Below are 21,814 nucleotides of genomic sequence, written 5' to 3'. Positions count from 1 at the left end.
CTAGAGTGCGGCGTCGAGGCGATGCAGATAGGCGTCGATATCGGCGATTGCCGACTCGGCAGCGTGCACACTGATCGCGATGGTGTCGCCGATGCCGTGTACCCCGTGGGTGAGGCTGATCGCTGGCGATAGCGCCGGGTACCCGGCGGTCAAAACCACGGGCGCACCGCCGAAGTGCAGATTGGCCTCGCCCCGATAGACGCTGGACACCACGGTGTTGCCGGCGACCCGCTCCGGCCGAGCGTCTTGATCGAACTGGGCGACGCCCCAGCGGAGCAGCGGGGCGGGAACCGCAGCAAACGCGCGATCCGCCGCGCGCGCCGCTGGATGCTCTGCCCGGCGGCGGCCATCGGCCAAGTCCGCCGCAATGCGAACGACCCGCATATCGGGCGCCAGCTCGGGATACAGCCCGACGACAACGTTGCCGAAGTAGTTATTAGCATGGCGCACACCAGGTTTCGCCATGGGCACTTCGGCGCCCAGCGTATCGGTCACCTCACCCAGGTGAGCTGACAATGCGGTGGATACCGCGCTGAGCACCGCGACAGTCACCGTCGGTCCGCGCAGCGCAGAGCGCCGTCGCACCAGCGTGCGCACGGTGCGAGCACCAGCCGGGCGGGAATTGGTGGCCAGCGGCGGCCGGGATCCGACCGCCGGAGCCAGCAGCCCGGCGCGCGTATCGCTGACCAGCTGGCGGTGGGTGCGCGCCGCTTGCAGAGCTCGCCAGAGCAGCAATCGCCGCGACTGGGGCGTCACCGATGGAACCGACTCCGTCCGACCGAAAAGCCAAGCGGCCATTGCGGAGGCACGCGCTCCGTCGCCCAGCGCGTGGGCGACTTGCATGACTGCGACGGTGCCCGTCCCGCTGCTTTCAGGAATGTCGCGCACTTCGGTGAATACGTGTAGCCGCCACGGCATCTTTCGGATGTCGAGCTGGTTTTCTGCCAACCGCACCACGGCGTCCAGGCAGCCATGCCAGGTGTCGTCGTCCAGTTCGTGGCAGATCACCTGGTCGGGTTGGATGTCCGCGTGCACCCACGTCGGATAGGTGAGCACACAGCCGTCGTCGACCCGCATCGTCAGGTCAGGGCACCCTCGGGCGCGGGCACGAAGGTCGTCTATTGCCTTGTCCAGATCGGCCGGTTGGCTGCCGAATGCGTAGAGCAGGAACTGATCATTGGGGATTTTGGCCGACATCCAATAAAACTGGGCGTCGACCGCCGCCATCCGGTGCTTCGTCATTGGTCGTTTCCGATGTTCGCCCGTTCGACGATACTGCGGACTGCAGACAACTGAGCTCGGAGTTGTCGGCTGTCACACAACGACGTCCGGCAGGCATTTGCCGAGCACCGTCGTGGGTGACTTGCACCCAATTCCTGGTACTGGTGTGGGATACTCAGCAGCTTCGGAGCGAGGTGGTAACGGGCATGGCAGCTCAGGACGAGTTGCGGGTCGACTTGGAGACCTTGGCCTACTCTGCCGCGCATGCCCACGGGCAGGGCGAAGACTTGGCGATTGCTCATGTGTCGTCGAACAATCGGATGGAGGCGGCGCAGACCGGCTGGGTCGGGAGTTCTGCGGCAGCGCTGAATGCCCGGCTGACGGCCTGGCTGACCACGTCCCAGGCGTTGCTGACAATGGTCGGTGAGCATGCGCTGAGCCTGCACAATGACGCCCGTGATTTCGCGGCGATGGAGCGTGCGAACGCTGAGAAGCTACGCGCCGTCGCCGAGTACGGGAACGGGGCCGCCAGCACCGCTCGGGATTAAACCGTGACGTTGACGGTGGCCGATATTGATCGGTGGAACGCCGAGGCCTTGCGCGGTGTTTCATGTGGCCACCGCACGCGGACAGGCCACCCTGGACGTGTCGCGCCAACTGGGATCGCTTGCCGTCTTCGACACCTGGGAAGGTCAAACGGCCGAAGCCAGGAAACACCAAAACGCGCAGATCCGCAAAGATCTTGATGCCCATGGCAACGAGGCGCTTGCAGTGGGTCGAGCCGCCAACCAAGCCGCCGACGGCATCGAAAACGTGCAGGCTAAGTTACGGCAATTACGGGCCGATGCGGCTGCGCTTCAGATGACGATCGACCCGATGACCAATGCGGTTGTACCGAGTTCGACGTTCAAGGGTTTGCCAATAGAGGCCCTCATCGCCGAAGAGCAGCTACAGCCCAGGCTGGATGAGATCTTGGCGGAGGCCAACGCGGTCGACTCGGAGCTAGCCGCCGCGATCAACATGGCTGACGGCGACACACCTATCCCGACCGATGCCGGTCCGCCCATCGGCCCGCAGGGGCTTACTCCCACTCAGCGCGAAAGCGATGCGAACCAAGCGCGGCTCCGCGACGAACGCGCCAAACTCCAGCACCACATCGATGAGCTGCAGGGGCGCTATGACCGGCTGGCGGCACACGGCGGTAACAGTGCGGAACTCCAGGGATTGAAGGATCAGTTAGACGCCGCCCACAACCGCATGGCCGAATTCGACTCCATCGATAGAGCGCTAACCGAAGCGCCCGAAACCTACCTGACGCAACTGGACATTCCAGCAGATCCCGGCCAGAAGGTTCGCGCGGCTGTCGCTGTCGAGAATCCCGACACTGCCACCGACATCGCGATAACAGTCCCCGGCATTGGCTCCACCACCAAAGACTCCTTGCCAGACATGGTGAACGAGGCCCGCAATCTCCAAAGGACAGCCCAGGACGAACTTAAGCGGCTCGGTCTGCCCGGTTCTGTATCCACGATCGCGTTTATGGGCTACGACCCGCCGGCGAACCCCATCAACACCACGAGCCCGCGTGATTTTTGGCGGATGATCAACGACGGGCAAGCCCGCGCCGGCGCCGCGAACCTCGCGTCGTACCTACAACAGGTCCGCGCCAACAACGCCAACGCGCATATCAGCCTATTCGGCCACTCGTATGGCTCCTTGACGTCGTCGCTGGCACTGCAACAGCTCAACGCCCAGGGCTTGCATCCAGTCAACGACGCAGTGTTCTACGGATCCCCGGGCCTCGAGCTCACCAACCCCGGTCAGCTTGGGCTCGCCAATGGTCATGCCTACGTGATGAGGTCGATTGGTCATGACTTGATCCCCGAGGTTGGACCGCTCGCCCCACTGCACGGTTGGGGTGTCGACCCGTATAGCGGGATAATGCCCGAGTTATCCGCCGCCGCGGGGACCAGTCCGGACGGCGTTGCGCGGGCGGGTGTGCTGAGTCACGCCGACTATCCTCGGGCGGTCATCGGACCAGGCGGCGAACCAGTGTTGAGAATGTCAGGTTATAACTTGGCGGTGATCGCGGCCGGGATAGCGGACCTTCCTGAAGGTGGTAAGCAGTTGGTGATGGCGCCGACGCCATTGAAGCCATATCCCCACCCGGGAGGATGATGATTCGAATCGCTGCAGGAATTGTGGGGATGGTGGTATGCATGTCGATTTCCGGTTGCGGCGGAGGCGATTCCGGGCCGCACGGCAATCCGGGGCCGCAGCGGGTGGCTGAGCTGGAGAACGGACTACGGTCCAAACCATCATTTGAGACCGCAAAAGCCGAGTACACGGCGGCCATGAGCGAGATGGCCGACAAGGTCGCCGCCCTCGTGCCAGGAATGAAGTGGACGGTCGACGAGAACAGCTGGGACCACTGCGCCGGCGAGTACGTCTGGACCCGCGCTGTTCGCGTGTTCGAACGCATTGTTTTTGACCGCCCGATCCCCGACGACATCTGGCCGAAGGCGCTGCAGATCGTCAAGGACGGCGCCGCGCGGTTCGGTGCCACTACTGTCAATGTTTTCGTAGATCAGCCAAGGAACAAAGATCTCGCCATCTCTGGTTCCGGAGCTCAATTTCACTTCGGTACTGCGGTGCAGACGATCCTCACGGCGACATCGGACTGCCGTATGCGGGAGACCGACACGCCAACACCGACGTCGACGTCGAGCGGCCAGCCTCATCCGTAGCGTCGAATTGACCGACCATCATTCCATGAGACAGACCGCGAGATCGACTACGTCCGAGCGACCGTCGCACCCGGCCTCCGCATATCGCAAGGGAAGTTACGGCCGTCGCTGGCTGGGCTTGACCCCGTTTGGTGGACACAGGGTCAGGCGGCTTGTGCCGTCTGAGTGAGTTGGTCTTCGAACTCGACCGGCCTCATCATAGCGAGGGCCGAATGACGTCTGCGTCGGTTATAGACCCGCTCGATCCAATCGCCCACGGCGAGCTTGGCGGCCGTCTTGGTCGGCCACAGATATCGGTCGTAGAACTCGACTTTCAGTGTGGCCCAAAATGATTCCTGCTGGGCGTTGTCCCAACACACCGCGGTGCGCCCAACCGAGCGCACCAGGTTGTGCTCGCGGGCGAACCGCGCGAGCTGTGCCGAGGTGTACTGGCAGCCGCGATCGGCGTGCAACACGACCTGCTCGGCGAGCTCGCCGCGCATCGCCACAGCCATCTCCACGGCGGCCTGGACCAGATCGGTGTGCAGGTAATCGTCGATGGCCCAGCCGATTACCCGCCGTGAGCAGCCATCGCGGACGGCGCACAGATAAAGCCAGCCCTCACCCGTGCTCAGATAGGTGTAGGGGTCGGACCGAGGCGCGGTGTCGGCATTTCTGCCAATCCGTTTCCCCGGCCCGCCCTCCGAACCCGCCGAGCGAATCTCTCCGCAACGGGCTCTCCACGGATTCATGCCACTGGTGCAGTGATGTCCGTCGGCCTCGCTGTCCATGGGGTATTGATCTTCGTGCCCCGGTAGCGGTATCGGGTGACCTCTACCTTCTGCGGCCGGAACATCGCCGTCTTGCCTTCGCGGATCTGCCAATTGGGCAGGAACCGTCGATGGAAGACGCCCCACGCCAGCCCGTGGTGCCGTTTGCGCATCCAGGTCACCACCCGCCACCATGCGAAGTGGTCGAGGTAGTCGAAGGTGCGTTTGGACACCCCGTGCTGAAAGTAGTTGCACCATCCCCGAAGGACGGGGTTGAGTCGGCGCAACAGATCAGCCAGCGCCCGATGTTTGTGTCGCCGCGTCAGATTCCTGACCTTCTCGGTGATGGACATGAGTGCCTTCTTCGACGGCCAGGTGTAGACGTAGTGCTTGGTCGTGCCCTTCTTGAGCTGCCGCTGGATGCGGAAGCCGAGGAACTCAAACCCTCGTCGATGTGGCAAACCCTGCTCTTTTCGACCGACAGGCGCAGGCCCATCGGCGCGAGCACTGCCGCGATCTCGCCCCACAGCGCTTCGGCATCAACGCGAGTGCCGTGGACCATGACACAAAAATCGTCCGCGTAGCGGACGATTTTCATGGTCGGGACTCCTGCGCGTCGATGCTTGGCACGTGTCCATTCCGAGCCGAGCGCCTTCCACTTCGCGGCGAAGTGCTCATCGAGAACGGACAGGGCGACATTGCTGAGCAGTGGTGACAGGATTCCGCCTTGCGGAGTGCCGGTGACGTTGTCCCGGTAGCCGAGATCCTTCGAGAGAATCCCTGCCTTGAGAAACGACTTCACCAGGGCCAGAACGCGTTTATCCCCGATGCGTCGCCGCACTCGGTCCATGAGGGCCGAATGCGAGATTTCGTCGAAGCACGCCGTGATGTCTCCCTCGAAAACCCAGTGATAGGCCCGTGAGCCGCTGGCGAGGTGATGGATCTCGGCGATGGCGTCCTGGGCTCGCCTGCGTGGCCGGAACCCGTATGAGCACGGATGAAAGTCCGCCTCGAAAATGGGCTCCAACACCAGCTTCAGCGAAGCTTGCACGACCCGGTCGGCGACGGTCGCGATACCCAGGCTGCGGAGCTTGCCGTTCGCCTTCGGGATCGTCACCTCCCGCACCGGATCCGGCCGGAACACCCGCTCCTTGAGTTCCTGACGGAGCCGCGCAAGCAATCCGACCGCCTCCACCGGGCCGACAGACCGCGGTGCGATCCCATCGGTTCCAGCAGAACGCGCACCCTTGTTCGTCCGCACCCGCTCCCACGCGACGGTGAGGAACGCGGGGTCATAAACGAGGTTGTACAAATCATCGAAACAGCGGTCGGTTTCATCAACCGCCCAGTGGTGCAGCTTGCGCTGCATCCTGCGTACCCGCAGCTCGGCCGTATCCGGGTCGGGCCACGAAGCACTCGTATTCACAAGTGACCTCCACAGTTTGCGTACTTGCCGCGAACCTGCTGGAGCCCTTCGCCATGTGACCGGCTTTCCCGGCCTCGGACTACTACGGCTCCTCCGCCCCACCACACCGGCATCAGCCGACGACTGCCTTCCCCTCCCGCCCGGCGGGCTGCCGGGTCGGGTCGGGGACCGGCGCGGTGGTTCCCGTGTTCACTGTCAACCGATAGACGGGTGAGGTGCCCAGCTATGCCCCTGCGACCTCGTCACGGCTACGCCGCAGACCTTCACCGTGACCTCCCGAACCGGCGACATCAACCGGCCCGCGAGTTCCCCGCCATCAGGGCGGGTGCGCGTCGCTGCCCAGCCCACATCCGCCAGGTTGGAGCTGGTGTTTTTCTCTTGAGAGGCGTTCAGCCGCTGGTTCCTCGCGTACACCTTCCCGTCTCGCTAGCCGGACCCAACCCGTCTGGCAGTACCAGGCCGTCCCGGCGTTGTCGGGGCTGCTTCCCACCCTCACCGTTGCCTCCTCGGATCAGGCTGCCCCCAGCTTCTGCCGCGCCACTGCGATGACTCGGCGACGGTGGTCTCTCACCCCCGTTCGGTCAAACAGCGCCTCACGGCGCTCGATGTCCGAGGTCCACACCCGGTTGAGGATCCCGGTGTCGAAACGACGCTTGACCAGGTCTTTAGGCACCGCAGCATCCAGGTCAACCACCGTGGTGGCCGGCGCGAACCGGCGGGGGCAGATCCCGGCCAGGCCTTGGCGGCGCAGTGAGGCCGCCACCGTCTTGCGCGAGACCCGCTCACCGTCATCGCGTAGATCGGCCAGGATGCGCGGGGCGCCGTAGACGCCGTCGGAGGCCGCGTGGAACTTGGCGACCTTGGCGTCCAACTCGGCGCGCCGCTGCTGGGCCGGGGTCGGACCGCGCTCGCGGGATTTGCGCCATTTGTAGAACCCCGACCGGGACACCTCCAGGCACTCGCACATCCGCTTAACCGGGTAGGTGGCCTTCTCCGCCTCGATCACCCGGTAAGCTTCTACCGGTGCTGTTCGCAGACGAAGAAGGCCGCGGCTTTTTTCAAAAACTCACGGTCCAAACGTAATTCAGCGTTTTCACGGCGCAGACGCTCCAACTCTGCGCGCTCATCAGCATCTAGCACCGCGCCAGTATCACCAGAAGAAGCCCCTTGACGTTGCAGGCGCACCCAACGCCCCAGCACTGCTTCACCAACACCAATCTCCGCGGCTACATGAGCCACCGGGCGGCCGGTCTCAATCACCAAGCGGGCAGCCTGCTCCCGAAACTCCGGGGTGTACCTGCGACGCTTGCCCGACATACGGACATCCTTCCCGCGGGACCAGCAGTCCCACCAGTCGGGTGTCCACCATCAGGGGTCAACTCCAGTTGCACCGTTAACTTGACAGCCTCGTCGTGGGTGACTTGCACCCAATTCCTGGTACTGGTGTGGGATACTCAGCAGCTTCGGAGCGAGGTGGTAACGGGCATGGCAGCTCAGGACGAGTTGCGGGTCGACTTGGAGACCTTGGCCTACTCTGCCGCGCATGCCCACGGGCAGGGCGAAGACTTGGCGATTGCTCATGTGTCGTCGAACAATCGGATGGAGGCGGCGCAGACCGGCTGGGTCGGGAGTTCTGCGGCAGCGCTGAATGCCCGGCTGACGGCCTGGCTGACCACGTCCCAGGCGTTGCTGACAATGGTCGGTGAGCATGCGCTGAGCCTGCACAATGACGCCCGTGATTTCGCGGCGATGGAGCGTGCGAACGCTGAGAAGCTACGCGCCGTCGCCGAGTACGGGAACGGGGCCGCCGGCACCGCTCGGGATTAAACCGTGACGTTGACGGTGGCCGATATTGATCGGTGGAACGCCGAGGCCTTGCGCGAGGTGTTTCATGTGGCCACCGCACGCGGACAGGCCACCCTGGACGTGTCGCGCCAACTGGGATCGCTTGCCGTCTTCGACACCTGGGAAGGTCAAACGGCCGAAGCCAGGAAACACCAAAACGCGCAGATCCGCAAAGATCTTGATGCCCATGGCAACGAGGCGCTTGCAGTGGGTCGAGCCGCCAACCAAGCCGCCGACGGCATCGAAAACGTGCAGGCTAAGTTACGGCAATTACGGGCCGATGCGGCTGCGCTTCAGATGACGATCGACCCGATGACCAATGCGGTTGTACCGAGTTCGACGTTCAAGGGTTTGCCAATAGAGGCCCTCATCGCCGAAGAGCAGCTACAGCCCAGGCTGGATGAGATCTTGGCGGAGGCCAACGCGGTCGACTCGGAGCTAGCCGCCGCGATCAACATGGCTGACGGCGACACACCTATCCCGACCGATGCCGGTCCGCCCATCGGCCCGCAGGGGCTTACTCCCACTCAGCGCGAAAGCGATGCGAACCAAGCGCGGCTCCGCGACGAACGCGCCAAACACCAGCACCACATCGATGAGCTGCAGGGGCGCTATGACCGGCTGGCGGCACACGGCGGTAACAGTGCGGAACTCCAGGGATTGAAGGATCAGTTAGACGCCGCCCACAACCGCATGGCCGAATTCGACTCCATCGACAGAGCGCTCGGTGAAGCACCGGAGACGTACTTGACTCAACTCGACATTCCCTCAGATTCCAACGAGAAAGTCCGTTCGGCTGTTGCTGTGGGCAACCCCGACACTGCCAGCAATATCTCCGTACCGTGCCAGGTCTCGGTTCGAGCACCCGGACCACGCTGGACGATATGGTGAAAGAAGCCCGTAGCCTCCGCGAAGAAGCCACCCAACAGCTACGCAACGCCGGTAAGTCAGGCTCGGTGTCGACAATCGCGTTTATGGGTTATGACCCACCAGCAAACCCGCGCGACACAGGAAGCCCGCGTGATATTTGGCGGACGATTCACGACGACCGGGCCCAGGCGGGAGCTGCAAACCTCTCGTCATATCTGCAGCATGTACGCGCCAATAACCCTACGGCGCACTTGACGTTGCTCGGCCACTCCTTGTTGACCGTCTCTCCGGGTGACGACCACGGCGGTCTTGTTCGTCATTGAGTTTGCCGATGTGGTTGTCGGCTTGTTCGCGGGGTTGATCTTGTTCGTGTGCACCGTCAGTGTGACGAGGAACTGGTGGGTGCGCGACACCCCGCTGAAGTCTTGGCGGGCTTGCGGGGTGCCGCGCTGTTAGTGCTTGGAGGCACCGATGGTGACGGTAGAGGCTGATGTTGTCGGCGTCGAGTCGCGGCTGGCGGGCGGTGGGATCGGATGCCCGACATGCCGGGATGGGGTGCTGGGCGGCTGGGGGTATGCCCGGGTCCGGCGGGTCGAGGGACTGGGCGGTCCGCTGCGGCCGCGGCGGGCACGATGCCGGGCGTGTTTGGTTACCCACGTGTTGTTGCCGGTGACCGTGTTGTTGCGCAGAGCTTATGCGGCGGAACGGATTTGGGCCGCGTTGACCTCCCGCGCCGAGGGAGCTGGGCATCGCCGGATCGGCGCGAGCCTGGGCGTACCAGCGGCGACGGTGCGGGGCTGGCTACGACGGGCGGCTGATCGGCTCGAGGTGATTTGGAATTGGTTCTTGCGGGTGGCCGTGGCCGCTGGAGTAGATGTGCAGATCCCGGACGGGTCTGGGTGCCCATGGCGCGACGTGCTGGCCGCGGTGCAGGCGGCGACCGCGGCGATCAGGTTCCGGTTCGGTGCGGTCGGGTTGGGCGGCGCGGTGACGCCGGGGCGGGTGGTGGTCGCGGGCAGTGGCGGGCGGCTGCTGGCACCGGGATGGTCGCCACCACGCAGTTGAGGCTGCGCAACACGAATCGCCCCTGCCGCTGCGGGCGATGATCGGTGATCCTCGCCAAGGCGCCTGCCCGGCAACGGTTTCGGGCAGGCCTTCGATTGGAGAGGAGAACCAAGGGTGTCGTTGGAGGAGCACAAGCGCCGCGAGCGGGCGCAGGCGATCGGGCTATTCCGGTATCAGCTGATCTGCCCGGCCCTGGACGAGGGGCTATCCACCAAGCAGCGCGGCAAGCTGGTGCGCGAGATCGCCGGCCAAACCCATGCCGACCCGTTCGGTAACCAGGTGCGCATCTCGCGGGAGACACTGGATCGCTGGATCCGCCGCTACCGCGCCGGCGGGTGTGAGGCGCTGGTGCCGGCCCCGCGGCGGCTGGCGGCCCGCACCGATGCGCAGGTGCTGGAGCTGGCGGCGTCGCTCAAGCGGGAAAACCCGACCCGCACGGTGGCGCAGGTGGCTCGGATCCTGCGCACCGCCACCGGGTGGGCGCCCTCGGAATCCACGCTGCTGCGCCACTTCCATCGGCTCGATCTGATGGGGCCGGGCGGCGGGGAGGCCGCGGCGGTGTTCGGCCGGTTCGAGGCCGCCGACCCCAATGAGCTGTGGGTCGGGGACGCACTACACGGGCCGCGGGTCGGGGACCGCAAGACCTACCTGTTCGCTTTCCTCGACGACCACACACGGCTGGCGGTCGGCTATCGGTTTGGCTTCGCCGAAGATGCCGTGCGGCTGGCCGCCGCGTTGCGCCCGGCGTTGGCCGCCCGCGGTGTTCCGGCCGGGATCTACGTGGACAACGGCAGCGCGTTCGTCGATGCGTGGTTGTTGCGGGCGTGCGCGAAACTCGGTGTGCGCCTGGTGCATTCGGCACCTGGCCGGCCCCAAGGGCGGGGCAAGGTCGAACGCTGGTTTCGCAGCGTGCGTGAACAGTTCCTCATCGAGGTAACCGACACCAGCGGCGAGGACCTCGCCGCCGCCGGGGTCGATCACGCGACCGCGCTGTTGGAGCTTAACCGGCTGTTTGTGGCCTGGGTGGAAACCGAATACCACCGCCGTGTGCATACCGAGACCGGCCAATCGCCGCTGGATCGCTGGGAGGCGGCTGGGACCGGCTCGGGCGCACACCAGCGATGCCCACCGCCGACGAGCTAACTGAGGCGTTTTTGTGGTCGGAATACCGTGTGGTGACCAAGACCGCCACCGTGTCGCTGCACGCCAACACCTACCAGGTCGATCCCGCGCTGGTGGGGCGCAAGGTGGAGCTGGTGTTCTCACCCTTCGACTTGGAAACCGTGGAGGTCCGCTACCGGGACAAGAGCTACGGGAAAGCCCTGCCGCACACCATCTCCCGCCACACCCACCCCAAGGCCAAACCGGAGACCCCTCAGCCCGAGCCGCCGGCGGCGACGGGGATTGACTATTTGGCGCTGACCGCGGCCGCCCACGACGAGCAGCTGCGCGGTGATGAACGCATCGGCTATCACGCCCTCTACGGCCAGGACGACCAGATCCCCGGTCAGCTATCCATCGACGATCTTCAGCCCACCGTCGATGACAATCCAGAAGGTGAGGTGTCGGCGTGAGTATTCAACGGCTGCAATCACATTGGGGATTCACCCGGATGCCGTTCGGGCGTGACCTAGCACCGGGGATGCTGCATCGCCACGCCGGCCACGGTGAAGCGGTGGCCCGCATCACCTGGTGTGTGGACCAGCGCGCGATCGGGGTGATCACCGGCGAGGTCGGCGCCGGCAAAACCGTGGCCGTGCGGGCCGCCACGGCCAACCTGGATCCCTCCCGGCACGTATTCATCTACCTGGCCAACCCCACCATCGGGGTGCGCGGCATGCTCACCCACATCGTGGCCACCCTCGGGCACACCCCCGCCTACCACAAATCCGCCCTGGCCCCACAGGCCGCCGAGGCGCTGGCCAGCGAACACGCCGAACGAGGACGCAACCCCGTGCTGGTCATCGACGAAGCCCACCTGCTGGATAACCACCAGCTCGAAGCGATCCGGCTGCTGACCAACCACGACATGGACAGCGGATCCCCATTCGCAGTCATCCTGGTCGGCCAACCCAGCCTGCGCCACCGGCTCCGGCTCGGGGTGCTGGCAGCGTTGGATCAGCGCATCGCGGTCCGCTACACCATCGCCGGAATGAGCGGCGCCGACACCGCCGACTACATACGGCATCACTGCAAGATTGCCGGCCGAGCCGACACGCTGTTCTCCGAGGACGCGATCGGGTTGATCCACAACGCCTCCCGTGGCCATCCCCGCGCAGTCAACAACCTCGCCCTGCACGCACTGACCGCCGCATTCGCCGCCGATCACGCCATCGTCGACGAAAAGGCCGCCCGCATCGCGATCAGCGAAATCGCCGCGGACTGAACCCGATCCGCGTCAACACAACCAGCACCACATCAACCCGACGAGCATCCCGTCACCACGCCCACCACCGCCCCGCTCACCACACCGAGCGGGGCCGTTCCCATCATCGGCTCGTCGTCAACCCCAATGACGCCATCATCGTCATCCAGAGTGACGCGCAACACTCCTACGGATCCCTAACCTCGCCACTAGAGTTGCAGCAACTCAACGCGCAAGGCCTACACCCGGTCAACGACGTGGTGTTCTACGGGTCGCCCGGTCTCGAGTTGAAGGATCCCGCCCAGCTCGGGCTCGGTTCCGGCCACGCCTACGTGATGGGCGCACCCACTGACCCCATCGTGCAGGGAGCTGCGCCACTGGCGCCGTTACACGATTGGGGGCCCAACCCCTATGAAGGCATGCTCCCTCAATTGTCCTCGCAAGCCGGCCTCGATCCGGCGGGCATCTATCGTGCCGGGGTGCATGACCACGCCGACTACGCGCGGCTTTTTCACGCTCCGGACGGACAGGATATTCTGCGCATGTCCGAGTACAACTTCGCCGCCATCGTCGCGGGCTTACCCGACAACAAAGTGCTAGCCACACCGCAACTATCTCCACCACCGCAAACTCCGATCGCGCCTAACCTGCTTGGCGGAGGCTACTAATGCGTTGGTCAACCCTATGGTTCGCCTTCGCGTTCTGTTTGCTAGCAACCGCCTGCGGGACAAATCCGGACGGCGTAAGGAACCCAAGCATGAGCACAGAACAGACCGCACAGCGGGAGAACCAAATACGATCCAAACCGTCGTTGGAAGCTGCGCGAGCCCAATACGAAGGCGCTATGCGCCAAATGGCCGATAGCATCATCGCCCTGGTGCCTGGCCTGACCTGGAACTTCGAAGAAAATTCATGGAACGGCTGCGGAAGCGAGTACCCCCATATTCGCGCAAAACAGGTTTACCAGCTGATCGTCTTTAGCGGTCCAATCCCCGACGCCAAATGGCCGCAAGCCCTACAGATCGTCAAAGACGGCGTTGCACCCTTTGGAGCCACCCAATTCGGCGTCTTTCACGATCAGACCGGTTTCCATGACATCTACCTGGCAGGCCCAGACGGCATCGAGTTCCGATTCGGGACCCAGAAAGCTTCCACCCTATCTGCGAAATCAGACTGCCGAATCAGCGAGACCGACACACCCAGCCCACCCTCGTCCACCAGCCCCTAACGGGCCAATGCGATTCGCTTATCCGTCTCAATCCGGCATATCTTAACTGCCCCACACTAACTAATCCAAATCCGCTCAGGGTATATGAATAACCTTGGGGCCAAACATGACTCGGGAAGTCAACAAAACTCCAATCGGCCTATAAGGTCGTGCCTCTCACAGGTGTCGTTACCGGGCCGAACCGAGGAACCTCAGCACTAACTCGGCCACCTTTTCCGGCTGATCGAGTTGCAGGAAGTGCCCGGCGTGTTCGACGATCGCCACGTCGCTGCCGTCGGGCAGGACCCTTGCCGCCCAGTGCGCGAAATCGGCTGTGACGCAGCCATCGTCGCGACCATGTAGGTACAAGCTGGGCAACAGCGGTGCAGCAGTCCAGTATCGGTGCAGTTCGGCGTAGCGTTCCGGCGGGCGGGTGTTACGGATCGTGGCGCGGTACGGGCCCAGTGCGGCCCGCCAGCTCTCCGGGGTGCCGATCGCGGCGTCGACGTGGCGCAGATCCTCCTCGGCGTCGTAGGTCGGCGACCATCGCCGCCACAGCCGAGGCACCACCCACGACGCCGAGCGCTCTGGTAGCCAGGGCAATTGGAAGTAGAGAATGTACCAGCTACGGGTCATTTGGCGCGGCAGCTTGGCGAGCAGCCGGCCAACGTCGGGCACTCGACCCAGGGGACGAAACGCCGCCGCCGGCGGCACGGACATGATCACCGCCTTGGCGAACGGACTATCCGGCATGGCGACCAGACCCGTCGCCGCGATCGCACCCCAGTCGTGGCCGATCACCACGTCGCGCGTGGTACCGCCAGCAGCTGAGCGCACCTGTAGGGCATCGTCCATCAACGCCCCGATGTGATAGCTGCCGTCAGTGGGAATCGACGATGGGGCGTAACCCCGCATGAAAGGGGCGACCACCCGCCAACCCGCCTCCGCCAGCCGTGGCCCGAACTTGCGCCACCCATAAGCGGTGTCTGGAAACCCATGCAGGCACAACGCGATCGGGCCGTCGGTAGGCCCCAAGGTGAGGGCTTTCAGCTCGACTTCGGGAGCCTGGACGTTGATCCAGCCTGGTTCAGTCATCGCCTGATCCTTCTCACACCGGGTCGAATCCGGAGACCAGCCATCGCTCGCCGATCTTGTCCAGCGTCACCCGGACACTGGAGGTCGCGTTGTTCGGTCGCGAAGTACCGATCGTGACGGTCTGATCGACGAACACCAATACTAACGCGTGGTTTTGCGTCGCCGACACCGAAGCGGCCGCAAGGACGGTGGCCGATGCCGTAACACCTTTTTCTTTCGCATTGGGAATCAAGACTTCCCGGGTCACTTGCATGTACGCGTCACGGAATCCGCCAGTCAACCGATCCCGCGCGATATGCACCTGCTGATCGATCGTGTCAGGTGTAAACGACAGCAGCGCCGTCGCTGAATCCTTCGCTGTCTGCACCGATTCCGCGCGCGCGAGGTCAATGTTGCGGTCAGAGGAGTCGTGCCACTTCAACAGAGCCGCCGCGATGGCAAGCAGCAACGCGAGGCTGGGAAGCAGACCATAGACCAGCACGCGAAACCAGTCGACACGGCGCTCGGATGCCGACGCCGGTTCCGTTGCGCCGGTGCGGTTGTCGGCCCTGCCGGAGTGCGGTGCAGTCATGACAGGAATGCGACGTTGGAGACCTTGCCCCCATCGCCCACCTTGTGCACGGTGATACGCATCCGCAAGGCCTGAGGTTCTTGTTCCGCTCTGCCGGAGTTGACAGTCTTTACGGTAACCGCCACCAGCACCTGGCCTTGGTCACGCGTCTGCGATTCCACCCCAGCCTCGGTCACCGTACCGGCCGACTTTGACTGCGAACGTTTGACGGTGTCGACGAACGAGCGCGATCGATGAGAGAAGTTGTCGTAGAAGCTTCCGGTCGCCGATCCCAGAATGCGCTGGACGTCCGCGTCGACATGCTGGTAGTCGAATGTGGTGAGGTTGACCGCACCCTGCCGGGCGACCTCGAGGTAAATGTTGCGCTGCACCTCTGCGGTATGGGACTGGTAGGCGCGGAACCCGAGCCATCCGACCAAGGCGCTCAAGACCACCACGGCGGTCAACCCGGCGACCAATGCCCAGCGATCAGCCGCCATCACCCGGTACGGGGGCGGCGGGGCTTGGCCGGCGTAGGCTGTCACACCGGCACTTTCCGGCTCGCCGTCCGTGGTGGACCCGCTCGATTTCGGTTCCGCCGCATCGTCTGCCATGTTCGCTCCTGTTCGGCCGCTTCCAGACCGATCGGCCGGCATACAGCTGCCGGTACGGTCCAACGTACGTCCAAGCGGCTGGCCTGCACCCCGCGACGCCGCCCCGAGGCGGCTGTCGGGGCCAACGTCGTGCTCCGCGCCGGTTGCGGCATGGCAGGCCGCGTTACCGTCTTCTTATGGCGACTTCGGCCCAGACGCCGACGGAAGGCATCCCGAACGCCGGCCGCGACGCGCCCCCCGCCCGCCGCTGGGCCAAAACGGATGCGACTCAAGGGCGCATCCTCGACGCGGCGACCGATATCTTCGCGACCAAGGGCTTCACCGGCGCCACGCTGGCCGATGTCGTGGCCGCGTCAGGCGCCAGCATCGGCAGCATCTATCACCACTTCGGCGGAAAGAAAGAGCTGTTTCTGGCCATCTTCGAGCACATGGCCCAATCCGTCGACAGCCGTATCGAGGCGGCGCTGCACCAAGCCAGCGAGCGGCTCGACAGCCGGCGCGCCTTCGAGCTGCACGTCCGGGCATACCTGGAGGCAATGTGGGAAAACCGGCGCGCAGCCAGGGTGCTGGTATCCGACGACACACCGGCTGGGTTCGAGACCGCGCGGCGCAAACGCATGACCGCAGCCTTCGGCAGCTGGATGTCGGTCCTGGAGTTGGACGACTCGTTGCGCGCTCAGCTGCTGCGCCGAATCCTGGTGGCAACCATGGCGGAGTCGTCGCTCATGGCGGCCGAGTGCGAGGACCGCAGCGAGGTGACGGCCATTATCGAGGCCACGGTCGAGTGGATCGACCGGCTGATCGGGTGATCAAACCTGCGCACGGCTTCTTCAAGATCGGCAATGACGATCTTGCGCATGCCCAACATGGCCTTGGTGGCCGCTCGGCCCTCTTCTTGGTCTACACAACTGACCAGAGGCAACACCGCTTCGGTGAACGGGAACTGCGGGCCACCGTTGATCCCGCAAAAGCCGCTGCCCTCGAGCACAAACGTGTCGAACACCACCTCACCGGCCTCCCCGGGGCGCGCCTCGGGGAAGCGGTTGAGCGCCTCGATCCGCGAGTTGGGGAAGACCGAGGTGTAGAACTCGGCGGCTTCCTCCGAGTTGTCGTCAAACCAGGTGCCGGAGTGATCGCCGGCATCGGCGCCTCCTTAGCGTCGTCCTCATCGCCCGGATCGACTCAAGTGAGGCCGGAAAATCATCGCGGCAGCGCGTTGACAAGTATTAGAATCAGATTCTAATATCGTGCTCTGTCGTCATTCGCCAAGAAAACCGATGACTGTCACCGTAGAGCATGAAACACCGGTCAAGCTGTGGGCCAACTCGGCAGACTCGCATTTCATCGAGCCCGCCGACCTGTGGCGGACCCGGCTTCCCAAGCGGCTGGCCGAGCTGGTACCCCGGGTAGAAAAAGACGCCGATGGCCGGTGGGAGACGATCTACGTCGACGGCCAGGTTTTTCGACGCCGGCTGCCGAGCGTCGCGCAACAAGAGTTCATGGCGGCGATGGTGTCGGCCGCTGGCTCGCACGACGTAAGCAAGCGGTTGGCCGACCTCGACCAGGAAGGCATCTGGTCGGAGTTGGTGTTCCCGTCGCTGGGGATGTGGTCGAGCTCGTTTCGGACGCCGGAGCTGCTGCGCGAAGCGCTGAAGGCCTCCAACGACTGGGCCAAAGAGACATTGATGGACTACTCGCCGCGGCTCATCCCCACCGCGCAGGTGTCGACGCTGGACATCGACGACGCGGTCAGCGAACTACAGCGTTGCGCCGCAATGGGATTCAATGCAGTGTTTTTGCCCGTTGCTCCCCATCCCGCGCAGCGGGATTACCACCAGGCGGAGTGGGAGCCGTTTTGGACCACGGCCGAAGACTTGGGCATGGTCATCGCCTTCCACATCGGGACCGAGCCCATCGATTTCGCCGGCGGCGGTTCGATCGGGGTGACCTACCACGGGCCGGGCGGGGCGGTGCTCAATTACACCGAGACGTCGTTCGGCGGGCAGCGGGCGGTGATGAAGCTGGTGGCATGCGGCGCACTGGACCGCCACCCGAGCCTCAAGGTGCTGGTGTCCGAAGGCGGGGCAACATGGGTGCCGTTCATCGCCGACCGCATGGAAGAGGGCTATCGCCAGCATGCAATGGTAGTGCGGCCCAAGTTATCTCGCAGTCCGCGGGAGATCATCTACTCGCAGGTGTACGCGTCGTTTCAGCACGACGCCTCGGCGATCGCCGCGGTGGCGGCGATGGGCTTTAACAATGTGTTGTGGGGCAGCGACTATCCGCATATCGAGGGCACATTCGGCCACACCCAGTCGACTCTGCATGAGCTCTTCGACGAAGTCGACCACACCACCCGTGATCGTGTGCTATTCGGTGCGTTCAACGAGTTGTTCCCCGGTGCGCCGCTGCCGCCGGCGCCCGGCGCTGTGCTCAACGACGACCACTGGTGAGACCAGGATCTGCTGCCGGTAACGTCAGGCGTAATTCGGCGGAAGGACGCTTGTGAACACCGTGAACAGCAAACCTCGGACCGTTACGTTTTCCGGCGCCGGCGGGATCACTCTGGTCGCTGACGAGTGGAACCGCGGCTTGGCCGCGTCGGCCGATCGGCCCACGGTTCTGATGTTGCATGGGGGCGGTCAAAACAGGTTCTCGTGGAAGAACACCGGTCAGATCCTCGCCGACAAGGGGTTTCATGTGGTGGCGCTTGACAGCCGCGGGCACGGCGACAGCGACCGCGCGCCCGACGCCGACTATGCCGTCGAAACCTTGACCTCCGATGTGATGCACGTCTTGGATGCGATCGGCCGGCCAGTCATTGTGATCGGAGCCAGCATGGGCGGACTGACCGGCATCCTGGTCGCGCACCGGGCCGGCCCGGAAAAGGTGACCCGACTGGTACTGGTCGACGTGGTGCCGCGATTCGAAAAACGCGGCAGCGCACGTATACGCGATTTCATGTTTAACCATATTCACGGGTTTAGCTCACTCGAGGAAGCCGCTGACGCCGTCGCCGCTTATCTGCCCTACCGCAAAAGGCCGCGCAGCCCGGAGGGCTTGAAGAAGAACCTGCGCCTGCGCGACGGGCGCTGGTACTGGCACTGGGATCCGGCGTTTATGACCAAACCCGGCGATGACCCGCAGCTGCGCACCGAGAAGTTCGAGCGGGCCGCCAGCGACCTGAAGATCCCGGTCTTGTTGATCCGCGGCAAGCTTTCCGATGTGGTGAGCCCCGAGGGCGTTCAGCATTTCCTGGCCACGGTGCCCCATGCAGAATTCGTCGAACTGTCCGACGCCGGGCACACCGCGGCCGGCGACGACAACGACGCGTTCAGCGAGGCTGTGGTCGCTTTCGTCGCGCCCGGAACAAGCCGTTATTGAGCCGGCTTTTCCGCATGCCCGCCGAACTGCTTGCGCATCGCCGAGAGCGCCTTGTTGGCGAAGTCATCGAGGTCGCGTGAGGCAAACCGGGACTGCAGCGCGGTGGTGAGCACTGGCGTGGGAACGCCCTCGTCGATCGCTGCGATGGAGGTCCAGCGGCCCTCACCGGAGTCGGAAACACGACCGGAGAACTCGCTTAGCTCAGGCGATTCGTGTAGCGCGATCGCCGTCAGGTCCAGCAGCCAGGAGCCGATCACGCTTCCGCGACGCCACAGTTCGGCAACCTCGGGTATGTCGAAGTTGTACGTGTAGAACTCGGGATTTGGCAGCGGCGCGGTTTCCGCGTCGCCTTTGCCTTTCTGGATGCGGGCGCCCACGTCGGCGTTGCGCAGGATGTTCAGACCCTCAGCAAGCGAGGCCATCATCCCGTACTCAATCCCGTTGTGCACCATCTTCACGAAGTGTCCCGCACCGGTCGGTCCGCAGTGCAGATAGCCCTTTTCGGACTGGGCGACTTCACCTTCCCGGCCAGGTGTGCGCGGGGCCGCGTCCACCCCGGGTGCGACGGTGGCGAAGATCGGCTCAGCGTGCGCGACGGCATCCGCGTCGCCGCCGATCATCAGGCAGTAACCGCGCTCTCGCCCCCACACGCCACCACTGGTCCCGCAGTCGAGTAACCGAATTCCGCGCTCCGCCAAGATCTTTGAATGACGGATATCGTCGCGGTAGTACGAGTTACCGCCGTCGATCACGATGTCGCCAGAGTCAAGCGTCTTGGCCAGGTCCTCGATCACGCCGGTCGTGATGTCACCGGCGGGCACCATCACCCACACCACCCGCGGCGTGTTGAGTTTCTGTGCCAGTTCAGCCAGCGATGAGACACCAATGGTGTTGTCTTCGCCGGCCATCGCCTTGACGGCGTCAGGATCGTGGTCGTAGACCACGCATTCATGTCCGTCTTTGACCAGCCGACGGACGATGTTGGCGCCCATCCGGCCCAGGCCGATCATCCCCAGCTGCATCCCGTCCTCCTTACCGTCGTGCGTGCTTGTCCCCAGGCATCCACGGCTCGGACCAACTGTGATGCCCGCGCAGCAGCGACTGCGCCGCCTCGGGGCCCCAGGAGCCGGGTTCGTACTCGTGCACTTCGCCTGGCGCATCGAGCAGTGGCTGCACGATGCGCCAGGTCTCTTCGATGCTGTCCTCGCGGGCAAACAACTGGTGATCGCCGACCAACCCGGCATGCAGCAGACGCTCGTAGGGCCGCAGCGGTTCACCGAGGTCCTCTGCGAACAGCGAGTCCAGATGCACAGGCCGCCAGGTGTTCCCGTCCTGAGCCGCCAACTGCAGGCGCATGCCAGGGTCCGGATCGATGCGGAGCACGATCTGGTTCGGCTCGGCCTTCCTGCGGTTAGGTAAGAAGGCCAGCGCGGGAACCCGGCGCAAAAACAGCCGGACTTCGGTCACCTTCTCCGGCAACGCCTTTCCGGCGCGCAAAAAGATCGGCACCCCCGCCCAGCGCCAGTTGTCGATCTCCAATCGCACGGCGACGAACGTCTCGGTTGTCGAATCTCGACCCACCCCGGCCACGTCGCGGTAACCGCGGTATTGGCCTCGGACGCAGTGGGCCGGGTCCAGTGCGGGCATCGCGCGGAACACCTCAACCCTTTTGTCGTTGAGGTCGTCGGCGCTCGGACCCACCGGTGGCTCCATCGCCACCAACGCCAAGACCTGGAGCAGGTGGTTTTGTACGACGTCGCGCAGGGCGCCCACCGCGTCGTAGAACTTGCCGCGCTCCTCGACCCCGAAGTCTTCGGCCATGGTGATATGGATCTCGGAGATGCTGTGGCGATCCCACAGTTCGGCCAGGGTTTGGTTGGCGAACCGCAGGTACTCCAGCTCGACCACAGGCTGCTTACCCAGGAAGTGGTCCACGCGAAGGATCTGTTTTTCGTCGAGAACCGCGTGCATCCGAGCGTTGAGCTCTTGCGCGGAGGCCAGGTCGTGCCCGAACGGCTTTTCGACCGCGACGCGTGCGCCCTCCAGCAGTCCCGCCTTGCCGAGGTTCTCCACGATCGGCGCGAACAGCGCTGGCGGCATTTCCAAGTAGTACAGCGGCTGGTGGTCTGAGCCGATCCGTTCGGCCAGCTTGGCGTACAGCCCGCTGTCGGTGACATCACCGGATACGTAGGACAGCCGGTCCGCCAGCCGGCTCAGCACTGCCTCGTCGAAGCTTTCGCCGCTGTCCTTGATCGCATCGCGGGCACGGTCCACCAGCTGCTCGACCGTGATGTCGTCGCTGGCTACGCCAAGAACCGGGCATTCCAGCAACTTACGACGTTCCAGCCGGTAGAGTGCCCGAAACGTCATCTTGCGTGCCAGATCCCCGGTAATCCCGAAGATCACTAGCAGATCCGCGGGACGTCCGTTACCTTCGGCCAATCTGGCACCTCCACACCAGCAAACTCATCAGCTCATCCCCTACAACTCGATCCCCCCGGGGTGGCCACGACCCACCCTAAGCACCCGCGGGTGAACCGACAACGAAATCACCGTTGCGCACATGCAGGCAGCCCACTATGCGCGACGTATGGAGCCGCATTCGGTAAATGACCGGTTTTCCCGTGCACCAAACCCGCCCGCGCTAGGCGCTCTGCCGACTTCCGCGCCGAAATC

24 protein-coding genes and 4 pseudogenes are annotated in these 21,814 nt (G+C 64.2%); 15 read left to right on the top strand and 13 right to left on the bottom strand.

Going from position 1 to position 21,814, the window contains the following annotated elements; translation table 11 throughout:
- Positions 1-1,242 carry a WS/DGAT domain-containing protein gene (locus MYXE_RS06880; RefSeq protein ID WP_085197280.1) on the bottom strand — a complete coding sequence of 414 codons (1,242 nt, stop codon included), beginning with the start codon at positions 1,240-1,242 and terminating at the stop codon, positions 1-3.
- Between the two features lie 185 nt (positions 1,243-1,427).
- Between MYXE_RS06880 and MYXE_RS06875 the strand changes: the two genes are divergently transcribed.
- The 3 genes from MYXE_RS06875 to MYXE_RS06865 all read left to right on the top strand — a co-directional run bounded on the left by MYXE_RS06875 (position 1,428) and on the right by MYXE_RS06865 (position 3,968).
- Positions 1,428-1,769, top strand: coding sequence for a hypothetical protein (locus MYXE_RS06875; RefSeq protein ID WP_112650325.1), 342 nt, complete (start codon positions 1,428-1,430; stop codon positions 1,767-1,769).
- Positions 1,770-1,833: 64 nt separating this feature from the next.
- On the top strand, positions 1,834-3,399 hold the full coding sequence (locus MYXE_RS23935) for an alpha/beta hydrolase (RefSeq protein ID WP_197904885.1): 1,566 nt from the start codon (positions 1,834-1,836) through the stop codon (positions 3,397-3,399).
- On the top strand, positions 3,396-3,968 hold the full coding sequence (locus MYXE_RS06865) for an LppA family lipoprotein (RefSeq protein ID WP_085193889.1): 573 nt from the start codon (positions 3,396-3,398) through the stop codon (positions 3,966-3,968). The genes MYXE_RS23935 and MYXE_RS06865 overlap by 4 nt, the downstream gene beginning before the upstream one ends.
- 143 nt (positions 3,969-4,111) lie before the next feature.
- Here MYXE_RS06865 and MYXE_RS06860 read toward each other — a convergent pair.
- The 5 genes and pseudogenes from MYXE_RS06860 to MYXE_RS06845 all read right to left on the bottom strand — a co-directional run.
- A pseudogene (locus MYXE_RS06860) lies at positions 4,112-4,588 on the bottom strand (IS3 family transposase); the annotation flags it as partial.
- Between the two features lie 107 nt (positions 4,589-4,695).
- Positions 4,696-5,070, bottom strand: coding sequence for a group II intron maturase-specific domain-containing protein (locus MYXE_RS25075; protein WP_332102226.1), 375 nt, complete (start codon positions 5,068-5,070; stop codon positions 4,696-4,698).
- Entirely contained in the window at positions 5,040-6,143 is a 1,104-nt protein-coding gene (locus MYXE_RS23930) for a reverse transcriptase domain-containing protein (protein ID WP_332102225.1), read from the bottom strand. Before MYXE_RS23930 ends, MYXE_RS25075 begins: the two co-directional genes overlap by 31 nt.
- A gap of 511 nt (positions 6,144-6,654) precedes the next feature.
- Positions 6,655-7,149: an IS3 family transposase gene (locus MYXE_RS24320; protein WP_112650314.1), complete on the bottom strand. Its 495-nt coding sequence runs from the start codon at positions 7,147-7,149 to the stop codon at positions 6,655-6,657.
- A gap of 11 nt (positions 7,150-7,160) precedes the next feature.
- Entirely contained in the window at positions 7,161-7,460 is a 300-nt protein-coding gene (locus MYXE_RS06845; RefSeq protein WP_112650313.1) for a transposase, read from the bottom strand.
- A gap of 168 nt (positions 7,461-7,628) precedes the next feature.
- Between MYXE_RS06845 and MYXE_RS06840 the strand changes: the two genes are divergently transcribed.
- The 7 genes and pseudogenes from MYXE_RS06840 (at position 7,629) to MYXE_RS06815 (ending at position 12,309) form a co-directional block, all read left to right on the top strand.
- Positions 7,629-7,970, top strand: a complete 342-nt coding sequence (locus MYXE_RS06840) for a hypothetical protein (protein ID WP_085193133.1) — start codon at positions 7,629-7,631, stop codon at positions 7,968-7,970.
- A 3-nt stretch (positions 7,971-7,973) separates the two neighbouring features.
- Entirely contained in the window at positions 7,974-8,879 is a 906-nt protein-coding gene (locus MYXE_RS06835) for a hypothetical protein (RefSeq protein WP_232061755.1), read from the top strand.
- The gene (locus tag MYXE_RS24315; RefSeq protein WP_232061754.1) at positions 8,831-9,181 is read left to right on the top strand and encodes an alpha/beta hydrolase; all 351 of its coding nucleotides are present in this window, start codon (positions 8,831-8,833) and stop codon (positions 9,179-9,181) included. The genes MYXE_RS06835 and MYXE_RS24315 overlap by 49 nt, the downstream gene beginning before the upstream one ends.
- Positions 9,150-9,314, top strand: a complete 165-nt coding sequence (locus tag MYXE_RS06830) for a hypothetical protein (protein WP_157139263.1) — start codon at positions 9,150-9,152, stop codon at positions 9,312-9,314. The genes MYXE_RS24315 and MYXE_RS06830 overlap by 32 nt, the downstream gene beginning before the upstream one ends.
- Positions 9,315-9,329: 15 nt before the next feature.
- Positions 9,330-9,923, top strand: coding sequence for a hypothetical protein (locus MYXE_RS06825; protein ID WP_003920154.1), 594 nt, complete (start codon positions 9,330-9,332; stop codon positions 9,921-9,923).
- Positions 9,924-10,037: 114 nt separating this feature from the next.
- Positions 10,038-11,497 (top strand): annotated as a pseudogene (locus MYXE_RS06820) (DDE-type integrase/transposase/recombinase).
- 38 nt (positions 11,498-11,535) lie between these two features.
- Positions 11,536-12,309, top strand: a complete 774-nt coding sequence (locus MYXE_RS06815; protein WP_232061813.1) for an ExeA family protein — start codon at positions 11,536-11,538, stop codon at positions 12,307-12,309.
- Between the two features lie 32 nt (positions 12,310-12,341).
- Here the strand turns inward: MYXE_RS06815 and MYXE_RS24945 are convergent, their stop codons facing one another.
- Positions 12,342-12,473, bottom strand: coding sequence for a hypothetical protein (locus tag MYXE_RS24945; RefSeq protein ID WP_269474422.1), 132 nt, complete (start codon positions 12,471-12,473; stop codon positions 12,342-12,344).
- Here MYXE_RS24945 and MYXE_RS24305 point away from each other — a divergent pair.
- Positions 12,429-12,956 (top strand): annotated as a pseudogene (locus MYXE_RS24305) (alpha/beta hydrolase); the annotation flags it as partial. The gene MYXE_RS24945 and the pseudogene MYXE_RS24305 sit on opposite strands and share 45 nt — an antisense overlap.
- Positions 12,956-13,516 carry an LppA family lipoprotein gene (locus MYXE_RS06805; RefSeq protein ID WP_085194093.1) on the top strand — a complete coding sequence of 187 codons (561 nt, stop codon included), beginning with the start codon at positions 12,956-12,958 and terminating at the stop codon, positions 13,514-13,516. The pseudogene MYXE_RS24305 and the gene MYXE_RS06805, both read left to right, overlap by 1 nt.
- A gap of 168 nt (positions 13,517-13,684) precedes the next feature.
- On the opposite strand, the gene MYXE_RS06800 is transcribed toward MYXE_RS06805, so the two are convergent.
- From MYXE_RS06800 to MYXE_RS06790, 3 genes are read right to left on the bottom strand one after another with little or no spacing between them, the layout of a single operon-like run.
- Entirely contained in the window at positions 13,685-14,590 is a 906-nt protein-coding gene (locus tag MYXE_RS06800) for an alpha/beta fold hydrolase (RefSeq protein WP_085194095.1), read from the bottom strand.
- 13 nt (positions 14,591-14,603) lie between these two features.
- Positions 14,604-15,161 carry a hypothetical protein gene (locus MYXE_RS06795; RefSeq protein ID WP_085194097.1) on the bottom strand — a complete coding sequence of 186 codons (558 nt, stop codon included), beginning with the start codon at positions 15,159-15,161 and terminating at the stop codon, positions 14,604-14,606.
- Positions 15,158-15,754, bottom strand: a complete 597-nt coding sequence (locus tag MYXE_RS06790) for a hypothetical protein (RefSeq protein ID WP_003920518.1) — start codon at positions 15,752-15,754, stop codon at positions 15,158-15,160. Before MYXE_RS06790 ends, MYXE_RS06795 begins: the two co-directional genes overlap by 4 nt.
- 176 nt (positions 15,755-15,930) lie before the next feature.
- Between MYXE_RS06790 and MYXE_RS06785 the strand changes: the two genes are divergently transcribed.
- Positions 15,931-16,563, top strand: coding sequence for a TetR/AcrR family transcriptional regulator (locus tag MYXE_RS06785; RefSeq protein ID WP_085194099.1), 633 nt, complete (start codon positions 15,931-15,933; stop codon positions 16,561-16,563).
- Positions 16,564-16,577: 14 nt separating this feature from the next.
- Here the strand turns inward: MYXE_RS06785 and MYXE_RS06780 are convergent.
- Positions 16,578-16,897: pseudogene (locus MYXE_RS06780) on the bottom strand (VOC family protein); the annotation flags it as partial.
- Positions 16,898-17,031: 134 nt separating this feature from the next.
- On the opposite strand from MYXE_RS06780, the gene MYXE_RS06775 reads away from it, so the two are divergent.
- Positions 17,032-18,207, top strand: coding sequence for an amidohydrolase family protein (locus tag MYXE_RS06775; RefSeq protein WP_085194100.1), 1,176 nt, complete (start codon positions 17,032-17,034; stop codon positions 18,205-18,207).
- Positions 18,208-18,259: 52 nt separating this feature from the next.
- On the top strand, positions 18,260-19,138 hold the full coding sequence (locus MYXE_RS06770; protein WP_003920523.1) for an alpha/beta fold hydrolase: 879 nt from the start codon (positions 18,260-18,262) through the stop codon (positions 19,136-19,138).
- Here the strand turns inward: MYXE_RS06770 and gnd are convergent.
- Both gnd and MYXE_RS06760 read right to left on the bottom strand, forming a co-directional pair.
- A complete protein-coding gene (gnd, locus tag MYXE_RS06765; protein ID WP_003920524.1) occupies positions 19,132-20,160 on the bottom strand; it encodes a phosphogluconate dehydrogenase (NAD(+)-dependent, decarboxylating) in 1,029 nt (342 codons plus the stop codon). The genes MYXE_RS06770 and gnd overlap by 7 nt on opposite strands.
- A 10-nt stretch (positions 20,161-20,170) precedes the next feature.
- Complete coding sequence (locus MYXE_RS06760; RefSeq protein WP_085194102.1) at positions 20,171-21,580, bottom strand: glucose-6-phosphate dehydrogenase; 1,410 nt, start codon at positions 21,578-21,580, stop codon at positions 20,171-20,173.
- Positions 21,581-21,814 lie beyond the last annotated feature (234 nt).

Origin of the sequence: Mycobacterium xenopi (genome assembly GCF_009936235.1) — a bacterium.
Taxonomy (GTDB): domain Bacteria; phylum Actinomycetota; class Actinomycetes; order Mycobacteriales; family Mycobacteriaceae; genus Mycobacterium; species Mycobacterium xenopi.
Note: the sequence above shows the minus strand (reverse complement) of the source record. Positions and strands in the feature narration are given on the sequence as shown.

What these genes read in the sequence shown, in the direction of transcription:
- MYXE_RS06880 (WP_085197280.1), bottom strand. Translation starts at nt 1,242, where the DNA reads ATGACGAAGCACCGGATGGCGGCGGTCGACGCCCAGTTTTATTGGATG.
- MYXE_RS06875 (WP_112650325.1), top strand. Translation starts at nt 1,428, where the DNA reads ATGGCAGCTCAGGACGAGTTGCGGGTCGACTTGGAGACCTTGGCCTAC.
- MYXE_RS06865 (WP_085193889.1), top strand. Translation starts at nt 3,396, where the DNA reads ATGATGATTCGAATCGCTGCAGGAATTGTGGGGATGGTGGTATGCATG.
- MYXE_RS25075 (WP_332102226.1), bottom strand. Translation starts at nt 5,070, where the DNA reads ATGTCCATCACCGAGAAGGTCAGGAATCTGACGCGGCGACACAAACAT.
- MYXE_RS06845 (WP_112650313.1), bottom strand. Translation starts at nt 7,460, where the DNA reads ATGTCGGGCAAGCGTCGCAGGTACACCCCGGAGTTTCGGGAGCAGGCT.
- MYXE_RS06840 (WP_085193133.1), top strand. Translation starts at nt 7,629, where the DNA reads ATGGCAGCTCAGGACGAGTTGCGGGTCGACTTGGAGACCTTGGCCTAC.
- MYXE_RS06825 (WP_003920154.1), top strand. Translation starts at nt 9,330, where the DNA reads ATGGTGACGGTAGAGGCTGATGTTGTCGGCGTCGAGTCGCGGCTGGCG.
- MYXE_RS06815 (WP_232061813.1), top strand. Translation starts at nt 11,536, where the DNA reads ATGCCGTTCGGGCGTGACCTAGCACCGGGGATGCTGCATCGCCACGCC.
- MYXE_RS06805 (WP_085194093.1), top strand. Translation starts at nt 12,956, where the DNA reads ATGCGTTGGTCAACCCTATGGTTCGCCTTCGCGTTCTGTTTGCTAGCA.
- MYXE_RS06800 (WP_085194095.1), bottom strand. Translation starts at nt 14,590, where the DNA reads ATGACTGAACCAGGCTGGATCAACGTCCAGGCTCCCGAAGTCGAGCTG.
- MYXE_RS06795 (WP_085194097.1), bottom strand. Translation starts at nt 15,161, where the DNA reads ATGACTGCACCGCACTCCGGCAGGGCCGACAACCGCACCGGCGCAACG.
- MYXE_RS06790 (WP_003920518.1), bottom strand. Translation starts at nt 15,754, where the DNA reads ATGGCAGACGATGCGGCGGAACCGAAATCGAGCGGGTCCACCACGGAC.
- MYXE_RS06785 (WP_085194099.1), top strand. Translation starts at nt 15,931, where the DNA reads ATGGCGACTTCGGCCCAGACGCCGACGGAAGGCATCCCGAACGCCGGC.
- MYXE_RS06775 (WP_085194100.1), top strand. Translation starts at nt 17,032, where the DNA reads ATGACTGTCACCGTAGAGCATGAAACACCGGTCAAGCTGTGGGCCAAC.
- gnd (WP_003920524.1), bottom strand. Translation starts at nt 20,160, where the DNA reads ATGCAGCTGGGGATGATCGGCCTGGGCCGGATGGGCGCCAACATCGTC.